Origin of the sequence: Burkholderia sp. AU16482 (genome assembly GCF_002223285.1) — a bacterium.
Taxonomy (GTDB): Bacteria; Pseudomonadota; Gammaproteobacteria; order Burkholderiales; family Burkholderiaceae; genus Burkholderia; species Burkholderia semiarida.
Genome location: NZ_NKEY01000004.1, coordinates 173746 through 192843 on the forward strand (window position 1 = coordinate 173746; position 19098 = coordinate 192843).

Below are 19098 nucleotides of genomic sequence, written 5' to 3' on the forward strand. Positions count from 1 at the left end.
GTGTCAAGCGGCGTCGAGCGTGTCCATCACGAAGCGCACGCGCGCCTTCACGCTCGCGCGCGGCAATTCGATCAGCCGATAGCCGTACGACGTATAGCAATCGACCATCGCGTCATGGGTCCGCACCGCTTCCGCGAAATCCTGCCGGCGCTCGGTGTCCTGCGCATAGATATCGGGCCACGGCGGCGCGATGAACACGCGCCGGTGATAACGAAAACGCCGCGCCGCCGCTTCCGTGTGCGCGGGTACCGCCAAGCCGGTCAGCTTCAGATAGCCGATCACGTCCGGCACGCCGCGGTCGAAGAACACCGGCCCGCGCGCGTGCCGCGCGAGATGGTAAGACCGCATCTCCCAGCTCAGCATCAACTCGGCGAACGCAGCCGGGTCGCGCCACGGCAGCGCCGGACCGTCGACGGCCATCTGGTCGCGGATCACGCCGCGCCCGGCTTCCTGCGAACGTGCGAACCCGGCGCGCTCGAGCGCATCGAGCAACGTGCTCTTGCCCGAACCCGGGCCGCCCGTCACGACGAAGAAGCGGCCGGTTGCGTCGTCGGCTTCTTCGTCGTCACTCGCCGCACGCTGCGCGAACTCACGCATGCGCGGCCCGCTGGCCCGCGCGCCGCGTGACCGACGCCGCCGCCGCGACACTGCGCAGGTCGGCGACGAACGTGTCGCGCCAGACCGACAGGTCGTTCTCGCGCAGCCGCGCGAGGTTCTCCTCGTGACGCGCCTGCCGCTCCGTGAGCGGCATCGACAGCGCGCGTTCGAGCGCCTCGGCCATCTGCGACAGATCGTACGGATTGACGAGCAGCGCGCCGGTCAACTCGGCCGCCGCGCCCGCGAACTCGGACAGCACGAGCACGCCCGGATCGGCCGGATCCTGCGACGCGACGTATTCCTTCGCGACGAGATTCATCCCGTCGCGCAGCGGCGTCACGTAGCCGACCTGCGACATCCGGAAGAACGCCATCAGCAGGTTGCGCTCGTACTTGCGGTTCAGATACTGGATCGGCGTCCAGTCGAGCTGCGAGAAGCGGCCGTTGATGCGGCCGGCCTCGCCTTCCAGCGTCTCGCGGATCTGCTGGTAGGTCTGCACGTCGGAACGCGTCGGCGGCGCGATCTGCAGCAGCGACACGCGCCCTTGCCAACCCGGCGCATTCGCGAGCATCCGCTCGAACGACTGGAAGCGTTCGACGAGCCCCTTCGAATAATCGAGGCGATCGACGCTCATCACCAGCTTGCGGTCGCCCAGCGCCTCGCGCAGCATCTTCACCGGCTTGCGAGCGCCGTACTGGATAGCCGCCTGCGCGATCGCGTCCGGATGCACGCCGATCGGATAGGCCGCGACCTTCACGACGCGGCCGTGCGCATGCAGCATCCCGTCGTCGCTCGCCGCGCCGATGCCGCGCCGCTCGATGTAGTCGGTGAAGGCCTGCTTGTCGGCCTCGGTCTGGAAGCCCGCGACATCGTACGCGCACATGAACTTGACGAGTTCCTCGTGCGGCGGCACGAGGCGCAGCACGTCGGGCGACGGAAACGGGATATGCAGGAAGAAGCCGATCGGGTTCTTCACGCCGAGCTCGCGCAGGCAGTGCGCGAACGGCAGCAGGTGGTAGTCGTGCACCCAGATCAGGTCATCCGGGCGCAACAGCGCGGCGAGCTGCTTCGCGAGCATCGCGTTCACGCGCAGGTAGCCGGCGTACTCCTGCCGGTCGAAGCGCGCGAGATCGCCGCGGTAATGAAACACCGGCCACAGCGTCGCGTTCGAGAAGCCGCGGTAGTACTGGTCGTAGTCGCGCCGGGTCAGGCCGACCGTCGCGAAGGTCACGTTGCCGTCCCGCTGGATCGCGGGCTCGGCGTCCGGCGCACCGACGATCTCGCCGTTCCAGCCGAACCAGACGCCGCCCGTTTCCCGCAGCGCGTCCATCACGCCGACGGCCAGGCCGCCCGCGCTCGGGCGCGTGTCCTCGCCGGCGGCGACACGATTCGATACCACGATCAATCTGCTCATGCGATTTCCCCTCCTCGATTCGATTGGCTGACGCGCGACGCGCGCCAAAGCAGGCGCGGCGGCCCGAAGGCGGCCGCGCGGCGACTCAGTTCCGAGAATTGCAATGAAATACGGCGCTGGAATGCGGCGACGACCGTATCAAGCGTCCTGCTCCTGACCGAGGTCGCGTTGATAGTCGAGCCCTTCCGGGCGAGCACCACCCTGGTTGTGATCGCCGTCCGACGGCGCCTCGTCCGGCGCGCCCGCGGGCGGGGCCGATGGCGCGTCGGTCCGCGGACGCGGGCGGTCTTCCGGATGGCCGGCCGCCGCGTCGGGCGGCCGGTGTGACAACCGTTTCGAACGGCGCATGGCTGGGTGTCTCATATGCGGCGCGGCTCGAGGCCGTCGTAGAAACATTCCATAACAAAACAGTCTAGGTCGCGCGATCGCATCCGAAGGTAACAATTACCTTCAATTTGTAACGTTTCGACCCCTCGTCGTTCATCTATTCGACAATAACGCCGCCCGCGCGCACGCGGCCCGCCGCACGGCGATTTGTCAAAGCTTTGCAGTTTTCCCATGACAATTGCGAAACAATGACGCGGCATCAGGAGCGTGCATGCGTCGCCGCTCACCCAGACAGGACTTGCACTCAGGGATGAACATTCGCTTCGAATCGCCGCGCCGGGCCACGCCGGCGCGCGTCGTGCTGGCCGTGATCGCCGCGGCCGCACTGCTGTCCGGCTGCAATTCGCTGTACAGCGAAGGCGCGACGGCCGGTGCCGGTATCGCGGGCGCCGCGATCGCCTCCAAGGTCACCAACAACGCCGCCGTCGCCACCGGCATCGGCCTCGGCGCCGTCGCCGGCGCACGGGCGGGCGTCCAGTACACGCAACGCGTCGCGCACCGCTACACGCAAGACCAGATCGCGAAGGCGGCCGGCCCGCTCGACGTCGGCGGCGTCGCGCCGTGGTCGACGCACCATTCGTTCCCGATCGAGGACGACGAGCAGGGCCGCGTGACGGTCAGCCGGATGATCAGCGTCGGCCCGCTCGACTGCAAGGAAATCGTGTTCGCGGTCGATACGCCGGCGAAGGCCGACAAGCCCGCGCAATCGGCGTTCTACGTCGCCACCATCTGCCGCGACGGCCCCGTGTGGAAATGGGCGTCGGCGGAACCGGCGACCGAGCGCTGGGGCGCGCTGCAATGAGCGTGGCGATCCGTATCGCGGCGATCGGCGCGCTGTGCGCGGCGACGCTCGCGCTGTCGGGCTGCGGCTCGGTCGGCGCGGCGAGCGGTGCGCTGGCCGGCGCGGCGACGGGCCTCGTCACCGCGAATCCGGCGGTCGGCGTGGGCGTCGGGATTGCCGTGCAGGCCGCGACCGACGAAGCCGTCAACCGCACGATGAAGCAGCTTCATCAGAACCAGCAGGACGCGATCGCGAAGACGGCCGGCAGCCTGGCCGTCGGCGAAGTGAAGCCGTGGAAGGTGAAGAACACGCTGCCGCTGGAAAACGGCGAAGGCGAAGTGCGCGTCACGCGCGCGTACTCGTCGGCGCTCGCGCTGTGCAAGGAATTCGCGTTCTCGGTGAAGGACGGCGACAAGGCCGACTGGTATTTCGCGAATGCGTGCCAGCAAGGCACGCACTGGAAGTGGGCGTCGGCGGAACCGGCAGTCGATCGGTGGGGGAATTTGCAGTAACGACGCGATGCGCCGCGCATCGTGCGTGGCGCCCCTGCCGTTTTGCGTACTCGCGAGCTACGGTGATTATAGACGCGTGCGAAGCTGCGCCACCCTTTCCTTGATCTTCGCGGACAGCGCATCGTCCGGGTTGTAGGTCAGGCACCGCTCCAGATCGGCGATCGACGCTTTGATATCACCCAGCGTCTCGTATGCCCTGGCGCGATTGAAATAGACGAAAGGCTGGTCGGGATTGAGCTTCAGCGCCCGGTCGAAGTAATCGAGCGACTTCTGGTAGGCGCCGCCTTCGAGATAAATCGTCGCGAGCGTGCAATACGCCGACGGATCCGTATAGCCCAGTTCGATGGCCCGGTTCAGATCGTTCAGCGCGAGATCGGTCTTCTTGATCATCGCGAAGGTCGTGCCACGATCGGCATACGTCGCCGCGTCTTCCGGCGCTAGTTTCAGGATGTCGCCGTACAACCCGAGCGCGTCCTCGATACGGCCCTGCGACACGAATCCGCGTGCCCGCATGCGCATCGGTGAAAAATCGGGATTCTTATCGGTCATTCGATTCAGCTCCAAAAACTTCGCACTTGCATTATCCGCTTCGCTGTCCGGAAACCGCCCCGGCTCAACGCCCGGCCCTCGCGATCAAGCCGTTCAGATAAGTTTCCAGCACACTGAACTTGACGATCGACGCATTCCGCCATGTTGGATGCTGACTCGCCGCAGCCTTCACCGCCTCCGGCACATCCTCACGCAGCCACAGCTCCGGAACATGCAATCTGGCGCCCAATTCACCGTCCATGTCTTCCAGGACCATGTGCCCGCGCGACGGATACTCGTTCAACGCACCGGCCTGCGCTCTCACGAACAGAAGAGCACGCTCGCCGGCTTGAAGTGCCACGTTGCCCCAAGTCGGCGGACCGCCGTTGAACACGATTTCCGCCCCGAGATTATCCGGCGTGATGCCCTTTCCGCTGGAATAGATGCGCTCTACCTTCGCCCGAAAAACATGCGGACTCGGAGAATCGATGACGGATACGAGCACCAGATCGTACGATTCCACTGCTACGGTATAGAGACCCTTTTTCTCACTCATAGAATCTGATGTCACGGCTTCCACGGTGTCCCGACTTTCTCGAGTTCGGGCATGTAGTACTGCAATTTTCCGGTCGTTTCCGGAATCGGGATACCCAGGCGGCCGGGGAACGTCGCACAGTTATAGTTGTTTTCCGGCCATGCGCCGCCAGACTTGGGCGGCCATTGATACCGGATGTCGTCCATGGGCCCGCGCGCCACCAGTTCCTCGTGTGCCGCCAGAATTGATTCGTACTGCTCCTGCGTGACAGGTATCTTCTGCTCATACACGGTCTGTAGCGTGCCGGCCCCGCCACGGGCAGGCAGTGGATTTTCCGCAATCAGCGAGAATGCTGCCTGGTCCTGGGTCAGTTGCCCCGGATAACTGCCGGATGACTTCAGATTGGCGAATACATCCGCCGCGGTCGCATCCCCGACTGCCGGTCCAAAACCCCAAATCGTCTTGCCGCCGTCGAATGAATACCCGACGTGGCCAGTGTACTGATACTCGTGCAGAACGCCTTCTGCGTCGGGCGTCCGGCCGCCGCCACGCACACCGAACAGCGAAATCGTCGGCTGCTCCGTCGCCCCTGCCGCACCTTCGGCCGCTTCCAGCGCCGACAGTTCGCCAGCCGCGGAGCCCGCTCCTCTCGCGCCGCCGACGAGCCTGGCGCCCTTCCCCGCGCCGAATCCGCCCAGCAAGCTTCCTCCAAGCATCGACCACTTCTGCCCGTCCGAACCCTCGCCGAAGATCTTCCCGCCCAGCCATCCGCCGACTTCGCCGCCGAGAAAGCCGCCGGCCGCACCGAGCAGCGCCAGCGCGGGCCCCGCAAGAACGGCCGCAGCAGCAATGCCCACCGCGGCCATCGTCCAGTTCACCCACGCCGGGATCTCGGGATTGAACTCGCCGACCGCCGGGCCACCGATGAACACGTTGGGCGATCCGTCGTTGATCAACGCGCCGCACATCATCCGGTCTTCCTTGCGGCTCGCCGGCTGGCTGTTGATGAACACCGTCGACGAACCCTGCGCGACCACCTGCGGCGGCCCCGCATGGTCGCTGCACAGGCCCTGGCTCAGGATGGCCCGCATCGCCGCGCGACTGTTGATGAACACGTTGGGCGAACCCTTTATGAGACTTCCGGTGACATGTCGCGGCGCCCACGACATCGTGCCCAGCACTTCGCCGAGACCGCCGCCCGCGGCAGCGCCCGCCGCGATTGCAGCGACGACCGTCAACGCAGCACCTCCCGTCGCGACCACCGCGACGGCGCCGATCACCGCACCCGCGATCAGCCCGGCGATCATCCATCCCTTGGATGCCGTATGCGCGATCGGATCGCCCAACCGCGCAGCCGCCAGTAATGTATCCACGCCCGCTCCCCGTCAGCCCGCATTCGTAACCGCGGTCAGATAAGCACGCACGGCCTCGACGCTCTGCATGCCGGTCATGCCCTTCACCGCCGTCACACCGTCAAGTCGATCGCTCAGCGATGCGTGCTCGCGCACATCCGCCGTCCACAGCGCGAATTGACGGCCGTCCATCGCGCGCCACGCCGCTTGCCCGTCCGGGGCGGGCTGCAGCGCCAGCGGCTCACCGCCCGGGCCGAAGAACGCGGTGTCGTCGAACATTTCGGTGACGTCGTGCCGGTACAGTTCGGCCATGCCCGTGAGCGCGTACAGCGTCGCGCTCGGCTCGTGCAGCACGAACACGATGCCGGCCTCGTCCTGGCCGAGCGCCCTCGGCGCGAAGGCCGCCCGATCGGGCCGGGCCAGCACGACACTCGCGAGCAGGCGCTTGTATTCCTTGCTCTTGTCCTCCGTGAACGACTTCGGACAGGTGCCGATGAAACTGATCGCCACGCGTTCGCGCCCGCCCTTCGGCGACATCACGACCGTCTGGCGCTGATGCAGCGGCGCGCCTTCCGACACCCAGCGATAATCGATTTCGCGCGCGGTTTCGCCGTCGATTTCCCGGTTTTCCAGATGCTTCAATTCGAAACGCGGCAGCGACTTGCGCATCTCCGAGACCAGCCGCGTCACGAACGTGTCGACCGTATCGTCCGGCTCCATCGGCGCGCGGGACACCACGAAAGTGAATCCGCTACTACCGCTCCCCGTTTCATCGACCGTAAACAGGTGAATCGTCTTGTCTTTGAAGTGCGCCGGCAACTGAATGACGGCATCGTTCATCTGATATTCGGACATGCTCTTCTCGGTTCGGCGTGCCCGCCGCGGCAGGCGCCGGATTGAAACTGTGCGCCGGCTGCACGGTCGCAGCCGACGCAACCGTCACGGGGCAACGTTACTGCACGCCGGCCGCGACCAGACGCTTGTGGATGGCTTCGATGCGACCCAGCTGCGGCGAGCCTTTCGGCGTCTGTTGCAACTCGTCGCCGAGGACCTTCGCGTACGCGAGACCGTTGTCGTTCTTCACCGACGGATCGGCGCCGTGCGCGAGCAGATAATCGACGACGTCCCATTGCCGCAGGCGCGTCGCTTCGTAGAGCGCGGTTTCCTTCATCGAATCCCGCACATTGACGTTCGCCTTGTGCTCGACCAGCAGGCGCATTTGCGGCAACAGTGTGTCCTTGCAGGTGGCGAAGAGCAGCGGCGTATCGCCGTCGTACTTGAGATCGGGATTCATGCCGCCGGCCAGCAACGCCTTGAGCAGGTTCGGCGTGTCGGCCCGCGCGGCCAGATACGCGACGTTCGCGCCATTCTCGCCGAACGGCTGTTCGGGCTTCGCGCCGTCCCGGACCAGTTCGCTGACGATCTGAAGGCGCACGTTGGCGGCATCCGCCTTCACCGGCACGGCTTCCTGCACCGCGAACGACAGCAGGCTGGCCTTCTTGTTGCCCAGCGCAGCGAGATCGGCATGCGGCGCGAGCGCCTTGACCTGCGCCAGATTCCCGTCGCGAATGGCACGCGCCAGCTCGAGTTGCTGTCCCGTGAAAAAGTCTTCGGGCGGGTAACGTTTGAAGTCTGCCATTTTTGTTTCCTGTGCTTGAGTCGGCCACCAGAACGGCGACGACAAACCGATGACCGCGACAACCGCGCCTGCGGCGATGACCTTGCTGTATTTCATCAATGTCCCTGAAGTTGACTCAGCAGCGACGATTGCTGCTCGGCGACGGTCGTATTCAGCCCGCTCGTCACCTGGCCCATCATGTGCCGCTGGACCGTCGTCACGCTGGTGCCCGGAATGGTGATCTGCTCGCCGACCGCCTTGGGCATCAGGTGGGACGTCACCTCGCTGATCGGGCCGAGCCCGCCCTCCTGCGAGCCCGTCAGGATGTCGCCGTCGACGCGATAGTTCGTGATCGACGACGCCCGCGGCGTGGCGCCGTACAGCGGCAACGTTTCAGGATTGAGGCCTGCCGCGTTGAAAGTGGTCGCGCCCGCGCCGCTCGCCTGCGATGCAGCCGACGCCAACCCGCCGCCGAGCGAATGGCCTGTGAGGTCGAGGCCGCCCGCATTGCCGGAACCATGGATCTTCTTGCCGAGGGTCACGGCGCGATCGTAGTACGGCGAATTGTCGCCCAGCCCCTGGCTGAGGTTGTTCGACCAGTCCTCCTTGACCGTCGGCTGCGTGCCCTTGAAGGCCAGCGTCGGCTTCATGCTGTCGCCGAACACCGCAGGATCGGGCGCATAGACCTGCGCGCCGAAATTGCTGCCGGGAATCTTCAGATCCTGCGGCCGCATGCCGAACTTCTTCAGCGCTTCGGGGTCGTTCGACACGTTCTTCCATCCCGGCGGCGCCGTCCCGGGCGTGTACACCGCTTCCGCGAGCTTCGCCAGTTGTTGCGCCTTGACCGTCGCCTGAAGCTTGCGTGCCGCGGCCTGCACCTTCGGATCGGCTGACGCGAGACCCGCCGCGATGACCGCCTGCTGATTGGCCCACTCGATCGCCATCGCCTGCTCGGGCGTGACGAACAGCCCCTGGTTCAGATGGATCACCGGGCCATCGAGGAAAATGCCGCTCTGATTGATCAGGATGCTCGAGGCGCCGTGGGACAGCTTGATGCTGTCCGGCTTCAGCGTCACGATGCTCGCGCCGACCCGATGCTCGATCTCGTCCGTCGCCTGATAGCTCTGCTTGCCCGGCCCGGCATCGCCCGCGAGCGCCTGCACGCCGACGGTGTTGGCCGTCGTGAAGCGCGCCTTCGCGATCTTTTCCGACAGGCTGCCTTCCGCGATGTGCTTGCTCTCGTCGCCTTTGAGCACCGACACGTTCCGCGCGCCGGATTCGACCGTATGCGATTCGCTATCCTTGACGATGGTCTTCATGTCCTTCTGCGCATGCAGAAAAACTTCCTGGGCGCCGTTCACATCCGAGAACCGCAGTTCGTTGAAACCCTCGCCCTTGTGCGTCTGGCTGCGCATCCCCATCGTCTGGCCGCCGCTGCCGTGATACGGGTTGCCCGATTCGCCGTTGAACACGCGGCCGACGACGATGGGGTTGTCCGGATCGCCCTGATTGAACGAGACGAGCACCTCCTGGCCGATCCGCGGAATCGCCGAACCGCCCCAGCCCTTGCCTGCCCACGGTTGCGATACGCGCACCCACATCGAATCGGAACCGTCGAGCTTGCCGCGGCGGTCCCACATGAAATGCAGCTTGACCCGGCTGCCGTCGGTGTGGATTTCCTCGCCCTTCGGCCCGACCACGATCGCGGACTGGGTGCCCTGCATGTGCGGCTTGGGCGTACGCCGCTCCGGCCTGAACGGAATGTCGATCGGCAGGCACGTAAACGTGTTGTGGTACGGCAGTTTCGAGGTCTGCTGGGTATAGTCGTTCGCCACCTGGTGACGAACGCGCAGGATCACGAAGTCCTTGTTGTTGTAGGCGGACGTGCCGTGATTGACCAGCGTGAAGCGGCCGCTCGTCGTCATCCCGTGCGCGTGACCGGCGCCGTTGAAACGGTGCGCGAGCGCTTCTTCCGCTTCCATCGCGTAGCACGCGTAACGCTGCCCGTCATCGCCGTGGTCATACAACGAATGGAACTGGTAACGCTCGGTCGTCTGGATGTTCGGGTGCTTCAGATTGACGGTCGGCACCTCGACATGCATTAGTTGCGACGACGGCTGGTTGTAGTTGAAATCCCGGTACGTGATCTTGCCGACCCGGAAACTGAACGCCTCATCCCATCGATCGATGCCGTTCTGCTCGCTGGCGGCACTGTTGGCTTCGTACGGAATCGTCTTCAGGTTCGGAATCGGCTGGAACACCGCGTTGGTGTCGCCGATCACGAGGATGTGCTTGTCCTGTTCGTAGCGAATCGTCCAGATCAGCCCTTCCTGCTCCATCAGGCGCGAGCAGAAACTGTAGTAGGACTCGTCGTACATGACGATGTACTCGAGTTTCGGACGTTCGCCCTGCATCGCGAACTCGAAATCCGAGAAACCCATCTCGCGGAAAATGTCGCTCAGGATGTCCTGCGGCGTCTGGTTCTGGAAAATCCGGCAATCGGTCGAGCGCGTGAGAAACCAGAACCACGGAACGACGGACATTTCATAGCGGGTGACCGAACCCGACTTTCCGACGCGGCCGAACGATGCGACGTAACCGTCGAAATATCGCTTCGTCTCGATATCGGCCGCCGACGTCACGACACGCGTCAGACTGAAGTTGCGGCTCTGCGGCTCGAGCGTGATCTTGACCCGCTGCCCGACGATTTCCTGCGGTTCGATATTGTTGCGATGGGAAAGCAGGTCGAGATGTGTTTCGGTCAGTTGATTGACGTGTTCATCGATGACCGCCGCGCTGACCAGCAGCACGTCCGGGCCGAGCGGCGTTTCGATCGTGATGAAGCGATTGTCCTGGGTCAGGCGCGGGAGCGCGCCCGTCAGGCTGTTGATGGCCTCGGCGATCGACTCCGGAGCCTTGCCCATCAGCGACAAGCCTGTTTGCGCCAGTTGCACCGCGCTCGCGGCACCGCCCAGCAGCCCCGCGCCCGGCATGCCGGTCAGCGCCCCCAGTTGGCCCGCCATGCCGGCAAGCGAACCCAGGTTCGTCAAACCGCCGGCCAAGGCCGCGCCGCCCCCGCTCATCCCGGCGGGGTTTCCGTTTCCTGCGAAACTCATCATTGACCTCGTTCTTTTTGTCGGGCGAACCCGCCGCGATCTGGACGCTATCGCACCAACAAGGCGCTCTCAGCCGCCTTGAAGGCGCCAAATATATCAAACCGTAGGGAAATTCATAACCACTTGTCAGTATTTAGTATTCCGCGCCGAAATCCCCTCCGGTCGATCGGTTGATCGATCCCTGATATTTATTGCCGATGGACGCGCGTGATCGCGCGGCGATCGAGGCACTCCGCACCAATGCGGCAGGCATTCAACGCGTGGTGAAGGGGAAAAAGGCGGCGGAAGTGAACGAAGCGTTGCGGCCGAAGAGCGAAGCCGGCCGCGGCATCCTCGGCGAATGCCATCCGCGGCGCTTCCAGCAGGAGCGCGATCCGACAATTGGGTGATCCCTCGTCCGGCGCTCGTTGCGAATGCCGAGGGCGGTCGCGGCAGCCGAATCACGCTGCCGGGAGCATCGGGGCGATTCCAGCGGGACGCGTCGGAATCACCCCGATCGCATCAGGACTCGACGTCCTCGAGGCTGAAGATCTCGGTCTGGTCGTTGTACGAGAAGATCTCGCCGTAACGCCCCCAGTCGATCACCGCGTCGAGCGTTTCCTCGGCCGCGCCGTCCGACAGGAAATCCTCGAGCTCCTGCTCGAAGCGCACGCGCGGCGCGCGATGGCCCGGGCGCTCGTTCAGCACCTTCTTGATCCGCGCGGCGAGCGGCACGTGCTTCAGCAAGTGATCGGCGAACATCAGCTTGCGTTCCTGCGTACCGAACTCCGCGAACACGCGCCCCGGCGGCGTCAGGAACACGTCGCCTTCGCGCACGTCCGCGAAGCCGAGGTACTGCAGTACTTCCGCGATCGGGAACAGGTCGTCGACCTCGAGGTGCAGCGTGCGCGCGATTTCCGGCATGTCCGCGCGGCCGTGGTACGGCGCCATCGCGAGCGTCTCGATCAGGCCGGCCATCAGGTTGGTCGACACCTGCGGCAGCCAGCTGCCGAGCTCGAGCCCCTTCTTCGTCGCCTCGCCGGTCTGGCGGGCCGTCATCTTCGCGTAGATGTCGTCGACGAGCTTGCGGAACGCCGGATCCAGACGATTGCGCGGGTGCTTGAACGGCACCTTGATCTCCGCGATCACGCGGCCCGGGTTCGACGACAGCACGAGAATGCGGTCGCACATGAACACCGCTTCCTCGATGTTGTGCGTGACGATCAGCACCGACTTGATCGGCATGCGGCCTTGCGTCCACAGATCGAGCAAATCGGTACGCAGCGTCTCGGCGGTCAGCACGTCGAGCGCGGAGAACGGCTCGTCCATCAGCAGGATCGTCGGGTCGACGACGAGCGCGCGCGCGAAGCCCACGCGCTGACGCATGCCGCCCGACAACTCGCGCGGGTACGCGTTCTCGAAGCCGTCGAGACCGATCAGGTCGATCGCCGCGAGCGCGCGCTCGCGCCGCTCGCGCGCGCCGACGCCGAGCGCTTCGAGCCCGGCTTCCACGTTCTGCAGCACGGTCAACCACGGGAACAGCGCGAAGGTCTGGAACACCATCGCGACACCCTCGGCCGGCCCGCGCAGCGGCTTGCCGAGGTACGTCACTTCGCCGCCGGTCGGCTCGATCAGCCCGGCGATGATGCGCAGCAGTGTCGACTTGCCCGAACCCGACCGGCCGAGCAGCCCGACGATCTCGCCTTCGCGCAGCGACAGGTTCGCGTCGTCGAGCACGAGCAGCTCGCCCTGCGTCTTGTTGAAGCCGCGGCAGACGTGCTCGACGCGCAGGATTTCTTCACCGGGGCGCGGCGGCTGGGACGTCTGGACGGGGGCGTTTACAGCATTCGGATTGTGCATCGCGTTTCGCTCTCAATCGGTCTCAGTCGAGCCGCAGCTTCGCTTCGGCGAAGGCATACAGCGGGCGCCACAGCAGGCGGTTGAACAGGGTGACGAACAGGGACATCACGGCGATGCCCAGGATGATCTTCGGAAAATCGCCGGCGGCGGTGGTCTGCGCGATGTAGGCGCCGAGGCCGTGCGCCTCGATCCGGGTGCTGCCCCACTGCACGGCTTCGGACACGATGCTCGCGTTCCACGCGCCGCCCGATGCGGTGATCGCGCCCGTCACGTAGTACGGGAAGATGCCGGGCAGGATCGCCTGGCGCCACCACTGCCAGCCGCGGATGCGGAAGTTGGTCGCCGCTTCGCGATAGTCGTTCGGGTAGGACGTCGCACCGGCGATCACGTTGAACAGGATATACCACTGCGTGCCGAGCACGATCAGCGGCGACAGCCAGATGTCCGCGTTCAGGTGGAAGCGCGCGATCACGATCACGAACACCGGGAACAGCAGGTTCGCCGGGAACGCGGCGAGGAACTGCGCGAGCGGCTGCAGCTTCTCGGCCAGCTTCGGGCGCAGCCCGACCCACACGCCGATCGGCACCCAGATCACCGACGCGATCGAGATCAGCACGACCACGCGCAGCAGCGTGATGAGCCCGAGCACGACCACGTGGCCGACTTCGGCCATCGTCACGCCGGTGGCGACGAAGCTGACGACGCGCCACACGATATAGGCGGTGCCGATCAGCACGAGCCCGGCCCACGCGATGTCGACCGTGCGCGACGCCTTCTTCTCGACTTTCGGCAGCGTGAAGCGCATCGCGCCCGACAGCGGCAGGCGCAGCGGAATCCGCGCGGCCTTCGCGAAGAACCAGCCGGCCGGCACGAGCAGCTGATGAATCAGCCGCGTGCGGCGCACGAGGTCCAGCAGCCACGATTGCGGCGCATCGCCCGACGCGGTGTTCTCCATCCGGAACTTGTCGGCCCACGCGATGAGCGGGCGGAACAGGAACTGGTCGTACGCGAGGATCACGACCGTCATCGTCAGGATCACCCAGCCGATCGCGCCGAAGTTCTTGTCCGAGATCGCCTGCGCGAGATACGCGCCGATGCCCGGCAGCGTGATCGTCTGGTTGCCGACGGTGATCGCCTCGGACGCGACGACGAAGAACCAGCCGCCCGACATCGACATCATCATGTTCCAGATCAGGCCCGGCATCGAGAACGGCACCTCGAGCTTCCAGAAGCGCTGCCAGGACGTCAGGTGGAAGCCGCGCGACACTTCGTCCAGATCGCGCGGCACCGTGCGCAGCGACTGGTAGAAGCTGAACGTCATGTTCCACGCCTGGCTCGTGAAGATCGCGAAGATCGCGGCCAGCTCGGCGCCGAGCACGCGGCTCGGGAACAGCGCGAGGAAGAACGTGACCGTAAACGAAATGAAGCCGAGCACCGGCACCGACTGCAGGATGTCGAGGATCGGGATCAGCACCATGCCCGCGCGGCGGCTCTTGGCCGCGAGCGTGCCGTAGACGAGCGTGAACGCGAGCGACGCGACCATCGCGGCGAGCATCCGCAGCGTGGTGCGCAGCGCGTATTCGGGCAGGTTCGACGGATCGAGCGAGATCTTCTGCGTCTGCAGCACGCCGATCGGCGCCATCGTTTCGTGGAAGCCGACCACCGCCATCGCGATCAGGCAGATGATCAGCGGAAAGGCGATGAAGTCCCACCGATTCGGCAGCACACGCCACGCGGATGCGTTGGCGGTCCGGTTCGGATTGAAGAATCCGACGTTCATCAGGCGCCCTCCCCGGTAAGGCCGAACGAAGCCGGCAGTCGATGTTGATTCATGGCAAAGCGCACGGGCGCGGTAATTCGATTGACTGGCGATTTCGCGCGCGCGGCGCGCCGTGCGCGCACACGCGGCCGCGGCCGGTCGAGCCGGGCCGCGACGGCACGACACTACACCAACCTGTATTTCAGGCACAACCGTCCGGGACGGCGCGGGCAGCGCAGGGATCGTGCCCGGCGCATGGGCGGATGGCGGGCGCGCGGTACGGAACGGCCCGGCCGCGATCCTGCGGCCGGCACGCAGGCCCGAATTATGCCGTGATCCGGCCCGGCCGTGAACCCGCCACCCGCATGCGGCCGCAAACCCTGTGCGGCATCAGCAGCCGGATACGGCGAAGCAGGTATGATCGGGGCTAGCCCCCGGGTCCGGTTCGGCCGTGTCGCGGCAATGCGCACGGCCCTCTGTCAACAGGCCACGGGGATCGACCGACGAGCGGGAGGAAGGGAATGGCAGGAAACTTGGTGATCGTCTGTCGCGATCAGGATGCCGACGCGTTCTATGAACTGATGCAGGAGTACGGGTCGTTCCAGACGCGGCTGTCGTCCACGGCATGGTACCTGAACATGAACGTCGTGCCGGAATCGCTGCAGGAGGAAATCCTGGAGCGCCTCGGCCGGTATACGACCGTCTATATCTTCGAGGCCACCACGGTGACCTACAACACGATCGACAGCAATGCGGCCGAGACGCTCGGCACGCTGTTCGGCGAATGAGGCCGCGCGGCGCCTGCCCGGCCGGGCAGGCGCCGCAGCCGCTCATGCGGCTTGTTCGTGAGGTTCGTCCTTCGGCACGGCCTCGAACGGGAACGTCATCGACACACGCAGGCCGCCTTCGGGGCGATTGCCGATGTCGCATGCGCCACCGAGCCTGAGCACGAGCCGCTCGACGATCGCGAGCCCGAGCCCGCTGTGGCCGTTGCCGCCGCGCGCGGGATCGAGCCGCACGAACGGCCGCGTGGCGGCCGCGAGGTCGCGCGGCGCGATGCCGCCGCCGCTGTCGCTGACCGACAGCACGTAGCCGGCCGGCGTGCGCGCCGTCTCGACGAATACGGGCGGTGCACCGTACGCATGCGCGTTGTCCAGCAGGTTCGACAGGATTCGGTCGAGCGTCGCCGTCGGCAGCCGGAAGCCGGGATCGGCTTCCAGCCGCGTCTGGACCGTCGGCGCGTTCGGCGCGACCGCACGATAGCTGCGCGCGATCCGCTCGCAGGCCTGATCGACCGGCACCGGCTCGCTGCGGTCGGCCCCGCCGTGTGCGAATACCAGGAACTGGTCGACGATGTGCGACATCGAGTCGACGTCGCGCACGACGCCGTCGCGCAGCCGCGCGTCGTCCATCATTTCGGCCCGCAGGCGCATCCGGGCGAGCGGCGTGCGCAGGTCGTGCGCGACGCCGGCCAGCATCACCGCGCGATCGCTCTCGGCCTGCGACACCTGCTCCACCATTTGATTGAAGCCGCGCGTGAGCTGGCGCAGCTCGCGCGGGCCGCGTTCGCGCAGCGGCGGCACCGGCTGCCCGCGGCCGAAACGCGCGACCGCGCGCGCGAGCGAGCGCAGCGGCTGCTGCAACTGCCAGGCGGCGAACAGCGCGGCGATCACGCCGGCCGAGAAGATCGTGCCGAGCCACAGCAGCATCCGGTCGAGCGAGCGCGGCGGCCGCAGCGGCTGCACGGGCACCACGATCCAGTTGCGGTCGGCCGGCTCCTTCACCCACAGCACCGGCGGATGGCCGGGCGCGCCGATCTCGACCTGCGTGCCGGGCGGCATGCGCTCGCTCACGTCGTCGCGAAACCGCTTCAGCGGCGGCGGCAGCCCCGAATCGCCGCCCTTCGGCACGTCGGCGCTGTCAGGCGACACGAGCCTCACGCGCGACGGCAGCGGCTGGTCGGGCGTGCGCGCGACGTGCTGGCGCACCGCATCGACGAGGAACGCGGCCTCCTCGACCGCATAACGCGTCTGCATCTGGTTGCGCTCGAGCCGCATCGCGAAGAACCATGCGAAGTGCGACAGCAGCAGGACGCCGACGACGAGCAGCGCCAGCCGCCCGAACAGTGAATCAATGGGTTTGCGCATGGGCCTCGCCGTCGGGCACGAACACGTAGCCGCGCCCGCGGACCGTCTGGATGAAGCGCGGCGTCGACGGATCCGTTTCGAGGATGCGGCGCAGGCGCCATACCTGGACGTCGATGCCGCGGTCGGTGCCGTCGTACTCGGGCCCATGCAGCAGCTCGAGCAGCCGCTCGCGCGTGAGCGTGCGCAGCGCATGGTTCACGAAGATCTTCAGCAGCGCGAATTCGCTGCTCGACAGCGTGGCCGGCTTGCCGTCGACCGACAGCGTGCGCGCCTGGAAATCGAGCAGGAAGCGGCCGAACGCGAACGGCTCGCGCTGCTCGGGGGCGGCGGCCGACGGCGTCGCGCGGCGGCGGCGCAGCACGGCCTGCACGCGCGCGAGCAGCTCGCGCGGGTTGAACGGCTTGCCGAGGTAGTCGTCCGCGCCGAGCTCGAGCCCGACGATGCGGTCGACGTCGTCCGCCCGCGCGGTCAGCATGATCACGGGGATGTCGTCGCCGGCCGCGCGCAACTGGCGCAGCGCGGTCAGGCCGTCCACGCCCGGCATCATCAGGTCCAGCACGATCAGGTCGGGCCGCTCGCGCTCGAGGCGCTTCTCGAGCGTCGCCGCGTCGTGCAGCACGGACACTTCCATCCCCTGGCGCACGAGATAGTCGCGCAGCAGGTCTCGGAGTTCTTGGTCGTCGTCGACGATGAGGATCTGGGTAGTCATGGCTCGAAGTTTACCGCGCGAGGGTGGAGTCGAAGAACGAAACAAAGGGACGAAAGGGTTACTGCGGGTTACCGCGCAAGGGAACTGTAATGCACGGTAACCGGGCCGCCACCCCGCGTAACACCCGCCGGGGCCTGCATCGCTAACCTGCGTCTTACCGGATGCGGTACCCGGCTTTCCCGGCACCGCATCGTCGGACCCTTTGGATTCAAGGAGTTTCTGAAATGTATAAGAAGACTTCCCGCGTGGCCATCGCGGCCGCCGCCTTGCTCGCTCTCGCATTCGGCACCGCGCATGCCGCGCAGCCCAACGACATGCCGCCGCCGGGCGGCCCCGGCATGCACCGGATGCACGGCGAGCATGAAGGCGGCCCGTTCGGCGCGATCATGAAACTGCACGACCAGCTGAAGCTCAATGCGTCGCAAGAGCAGCAATGGCAGGCGGCCGTCAACACGATGAAGCAGAACCGTGACGCGATGCGCAAGAGCCACGAGCAGATGCGCGAGCAGTTCAAGGCGCAGCAGAACCAGCCGATCCTCGACCTGAGCGCGATGCATTCGGCGCGCCAGCAGGCGGAGGCGCAGAACGCGCAACTGCGCGAGCAGACGTCCGCCGCGTGGCTCACGTTCTACAACGGGCTGAACGACCAGCAGAAGACGATGGTCAGCACGGCGCTCAAGCAGCAGTTCGCGAACATGGAGCAGCGCCACGAGAAGATGAAGGCGCGCTGGGAGCAGCATCGCGCGGCCGCCAAGGGCGCGTCGGCGCCGGCGCAGTAAGCGGGCGGGCCGCGTTGCGCAGCGGCGCCGAAGGGGACGCAGGCATCGGCCTGCGTCCCCTTTTTCGTTTCAGGCGACGTCGAACAGCAGCACCTCGGCCAGCCGGCCGCGCGCGAACGCCACCGCGTCCGCCCCGCCGATCCGCGCGCCGTCGCCGGCCGCCAGCGCGCGGCCGTTGACCTCGACCTCGCCGCGCGCCACGTGCACGTAGATGCTGCGCCCGGCCGGCACGTCGAACGCCGTCGTCTCGTCGCCGTCGATCAGCCCCGCGAAGATGCGCGCGTCCGCCCGTATCGACAGCGCGCCGTCGCCGCCGTCGGGCGCCGCGACGAGCCTCAACCGGCCGCGCTTCTCGTCGTCGGCGAAACGCCGCGCCTCGTAATCGGGCCGCCCGCCCCGCCCGGCCGGCTGCAGCCAGATCTGCAACAGGTGCAGCGGCCGGTCGCGCGACGCGTTGGTTTCGCTGTGCACAAGCCCCGTGCCGGCGCTCATCCGCTGGATTCCGCCGGTTCGAACGATCGCGCCGCAGCCGAGGCTGTCGCGGTGCGCAAGCACGCCATCCAGTACGTAAGTGACGATCTCCACGTCGCGGCGCGGCTGCATCCCGAAACCGCGCGTCGGCGCGATCATGTCCTCGCTCAGCACGCACAACGCGCCGACGGGCGGACGCACCGGCGCGGGCTCATGCCCGGTGCGGCAGGCGGATGAAAAGCTGTGACTCGATTCGAGCCAGCCGTGGCGCGTGTGCCAGCGGTCTTCGGCGCGCAGGATCTGGAACATGGAGGTGGACGCTCGGGGGCGCAGGTGTTCTGTTCGGGTTTACCTCCACTGTAGGGGGACGCCGAACGCGCCACAATCCGCCGCCAATGCACCTCATTGTTGCAAGCACGCCACCAATTGCCCGAATATTCGTTGCGAATGCCACGACTGCCGCAACAGCCGAATCGAGGAATCGGTCGATCGCGCCGGATTGCCGTTTTCCGGGTATCGCGTTCGGGTAAAATACCGCCCTTTTGGCGTTCGCC

General features: G+C 66.3%; 19 protein-coding genes. 5 read left to right on the top strand and 14 right to left on the bottom strand.

From position 1 onward, the window contains the following. Positions 1–3: 3 nt before the first annotated feature. The 3 genes from CFB35_RS12435 to CFB35_RS12445 all read right to left on the bottom strand — a co-directional run bounded on the left by CFB35_RS12435 (position 4) and on the right by CFB35_RS12445 (position 2359). The gene (locus CFB35_RS12435) at positions 4–597 is read right to left on the bottom strand and encodes an AAA family ATPase (protein WP_089465279.1); all 594 of its coding nucleotides are present in this window, start codon (positions 595–597) and stop codon (positions 4–6) included. After that, positions 590–2011, bottom strand: coding sequence for an alpha,alpha-trehalose-phosphate synthase (UDP-forming) (gene otsA, locus CFB35_RS12440; RefSeq protein ID WP_089465042.1), 1422 nt, complete (start codon positions 2009–2011; stop codon positions 590–592). Before otsA ends, CFB35_RS12435 begins: the two co-directional genes overlap by 8 nt. Before the next feature lie 138 nt (positions 2012–2149). Beyond that, entirely contained in the window at positions 2150–2359 is a 210-nt protein-coding gene (locus CFB35_RS12445; RefSeq protein WP_081083214.1) for a hypothetical protein, read from the bottom strand. Between the two features lie 289 nt (positions 2360–2648). Here CFB35_RS12445 and CFB35_RS12450 point away from each other — a divergent pair, with 289 nt between their 5' ends. Together CFB35_RS12450 and CFB35_RS12455 are read left to right on the top strand one after the other, a co-directional pair. Then, entirely contained in the window at positions 2649–3200 is a 552-nt protein-coding gene (locus CFB35_RS12450; protein WP_059576580.1) for a hypothetical protein, read from the top strand. Further along, on the top strand, positions 3197–3691 hold the full coding sequence (locus tag CFB35_RS12455; protein WP_059576585.1) for a hypothetical protein: 495 nt from the start codon (positions 3197–3199) through the stop codon (positions 3689–3691). The genes CFB35_RS12450 and CFB35_RS12455 overlap by 4 nt, the downstream gene beginning before the upstream one ends. A gap of 66 nt (positions 3692–3757) precedes the next feature. On the opposite strand, the gene CFB35_RS12460 is transcribed toward CFB35_RS12455, so the two are convergent. From CFB35_RS12460 to tssI, 6 genes are all read right to left on the bottom strand, one after another. After that, positions 3758–4255, bottom strand: a complete 498-nt coding sequence (locus CFB35_RS12460; protein ID WP_124659348.1) for a tetratricopeptide repeat protein — start codon at positions 4253–4255, stop codon at positions 3758–3760. Between the two features lie 49 nt (positions 4256–4304). Next, positions 4305–4775: a hypothetical protein gene (locus CFB35_RS12465; protein WP_089465043.1), complete on the bottom strand. Its 471-nt coding sequence runs from the start codon at positions 4773–4775 to the stop codon at positions 4305–4307. 11 nt (positions 4776–4786) lie between these two features. Next, a complete protein-coding gene (locus CFB35_RS12470; RefSeq protein ID WP_196485245.1) occupies positions 4787–6127 on the bottom strand; it encodes a PAAR domain-containing protein in 1341 nt (446 codons plus the stop codon). Positions 6128–6139: 12 nt separating this feature from the next. Then, positions 6140–6961 carry a DcrB-related protein gene (locus tag CFB35_RS12475; protein ID WP_059576595.1) on the bottom strand — a complete coding sequence of 274 codons (822 nt, stop codon included), beginning with the start codon at positions 6959–6961 and terminating at the stop codon, positions 6140–6142. A gap of 97 nt (positions 6962–7058) precedes the next feature. Continuing rightward, a complete protein-coding gene (locus CFB35_RS12480) occupies positions 7059–7745 on the bottom strand; it encodes an ankyrin repeat domain-containing protein (protein ID WP_226094006.1) in 687 nt (228 codons plus the stop codon). A 95-nt stretch (positions 7746–7840) separates the two neighbouring features. Next, positions 7841–10840 (bottom strand): type VI secretion system Vgr family protein, encoded by a 3000-nt coding sequence (gene tssI, locus CFB35_RS12485; protein ID WP_059576899.1) that lies wholly within the window; start codon positions 10838–10840, stop codon positions 7841–7843. A gap of 191 nt (positions 10841–11031) precedes the next feature. Between tssI and CFB35_RS12490 the strand changes: the two genes are divergently transcribed. Next, on the top strand, positions 11032–11229 hold the full coding sequence (locus CFB35_RS12490) for a hypothetical protein (RefSeq protein WP_124659349.1): 198 nt from the start codon (positions 11032–11034) through the stop codon (positions 11227–11229). Between the two features lie 112 nt (positions 11230–11341). Here CFB35_RS12490 and CFB35_RS12495 read toward each other — a convergent pair whose 3' ends face one another. Next, positions 11342–12679, bottom strand: coding sequence for an AAA-associated domain-containing protein (locus tag CFB35_RS12495; RefSeq protein ID WP_059576606.1), 1338 nt, complete (start codon positions 12677–12679; stop codon positions 11342–11344). Positions 12680–12701: 22 nt separating this feature from the next. Beyond that, positions 12702–14459: an ABC transporter permease subunit gene (locus tag CFB35_RS12500; RefSeq protein ID WP_059576609.1), complete on the bottom strand. Its 1758-nt coding sequence runs from the start codon at positions 14457–14459 to the stop codon at positions 12702–12704. 500 nt (positions 14460–14959) lie between these two features. Here CFB35_RS12500 and CFB35_RS12505 point away from each other — a divergent pair, with 500 nt between their 5' ends. Then, positions 14960–15226 carry a hypothetical protein gene (locus CFB35_RS12505; RefSeq protein WP_011545926.1) on the top strand — a complete coding sequence of 89 codons (267 nt, stop codon included), beginning with the start codon at positions 14960–14962 and terminating at the stop codon, positions 15224–15226. A 42-nt stretch (positions 15227–15268) separates the two neighbouring features. On the opposite strand, the gene CFB35_RS12510 is transcribed toward CFB35_RS12505, so the two are convergent. Next, positions 15269–16585 (bottom strand): ATP-binding protein, encoded by a 1317-nt coding sequence (locus CFB35_RS12510; RefSeq protein ID WP_059576612.1) that lies wholly within the window; start codon positions 16583–16585, stop codon positions 15269–15271. After that, complete coding sequence (locus tag CFB35_RS12515) at positions 16569–17294, bottom strand: response regulator (RefSeq protein ID WP_006493394.1); 726 nt, start codon at positions 17292–17294, stop codon at positions 16569–16571. Before CFB35_RS12515 ends, CFB35_RS12510 begins: the two co-directional genes overlap by 17 nt. Positions 17295–17518: 224 nt before the next feature. On the opposite strand from CFB35_RS12515, the gene CFB35_RS12520 reads away from it, so the two are divergent. Beyond that, positions 17519–18073, top strand: coding sequence for a periplasmic heavy metal sensor (locus CFB35_RS12520; RefSeq protein ID WP_059576616.1), 555 nt, complete (start codon positions 17519–17521; stop codon positions 18071–18073). A gap of 69 nt (positions 18074–18142) precedes the next feature. Here CFB35_RS12520 and CFB35_RS12525 read toward each other — a convergent pair whose 3' ends face one another. Then, positions 18143–18853, bottom strand: a complete 711-nt coding sequence (locus tag CFB35_RS12525) for a pirin family protein (RefSeq protein ID WP_059576618.1) — start codon at positions 18851–18853, stop codon at positions 18143–18145. Positions 18854–19098 lie beyond the last annotated feature (245 nt).

Coding starts and splice junctions, on each gene's coding strand:
- CFB35_RS12510 (WP_059576612.1), bottom strand. CDS start 16,585: ATGCGCAAACCCATTGATTCACTGTTCGGGCGGCTGGCGCTGCTCGTC.
- CFB35_RS12525 (WP_059576618.1), bottom strand. CDS start 18,853: ATGTTCCAGATCCTGCGCGCCGAAGACCGCTGGCACACGCGCCACGGC.
- CFB35_RS12500 (WP_059576609.1), bottom strand. CDS start 14,459: ATGAACGTCGGATTCTTCAATCCGAACCGGACCGCCAACGCATCCGCG.
- CFB35_RS12435 (WP_089465279.1), bottom strand. CDS start 597: ATGCGTGAGTTCGCGCAGCGTGCGGCGAGTGACGACGAAGAAGCCGAC.
- CFB35_RS12480 (WP_226094006.1), bottom strand. CDS start 7,745: ATGGCAGACTTCAAACGTTACCCGCCCGAAGACTTTTTCACGGGACAG.
- CFB35_RS12445 (WP_081083214.1), bottom strand. CDS start 2,359: ATGCGCCGTTCGAAACGGTTGTCACACCGGCCGCCCGACGCGGCGGCC.
- CFB35_RS12450 (WP_059576580.1), top strand. CDS start 2,649: ATGAACATTCGCTTCGAATCGCCGCGCCGGGCCACGCCGGCGCGCGTC.
- CFB35_RS12465 (WP_089465043.1), bottom strand. CDS start 4,775: ATGAGTGAGAAAAAGGGTCTCTATACCGTAGCAGTGGAATCGTACGAT.
- CFB35_RS12455 (WP_059576585.1), top strand. CDS start 3,197: ATGAGCGTGGCGATCCGTATCGCGGCGATCGGCGCGCTGTGCGCGGCG.
- CFB35_RS12505 (WP_011545926.1), top strand. CDS start 14,960: ATGGCAGGAAACTTGGTGATCGTCTGTCGCGATCAGGATGCCGACGCG.
- CFB35_RS12475 (WP_059576595.1), bottom strand. CDS start 6,961: ATGTCCGAATATCAGATGAACGATGCCGTCATTCAGTTGCCGGCGCAC.
- tssI (WP_059576899.1), bottom strand. CDS start 10,840: ATGAGTTTCGCAGGAAACGGAAACCCCGCCGGGATGAGCGGGGGCGGC.
- CFB35_RS12515 (WP_006493394.1), bottom strand. CDS start 17,294: ATGACTACCCAGATCCTCATCGTCGACGACGACCAAGAACTCCGAGAC.
- CFB35_RS12495 (WP_059576606.1), bottom strand. CDS start 12,679: ATGCACAATCCGAATGCTGTAAACGCCCCCGTCCAGACGTCCCAGCCG.
- otsA (WP_089465042.1), bottom strand. CDS start 2,011: ATGAGCAGATTGATCGTGGTATCGAATCGTGTCGCCGCCGGCGAGGAC.
- CFB35_RS12520 (WP_059576616.1), top strand. CDS start 17,519: ATGTATAAGAAGACTTCCCGCGTGGCCATCGCGGCCGCCGCCTTGCTC.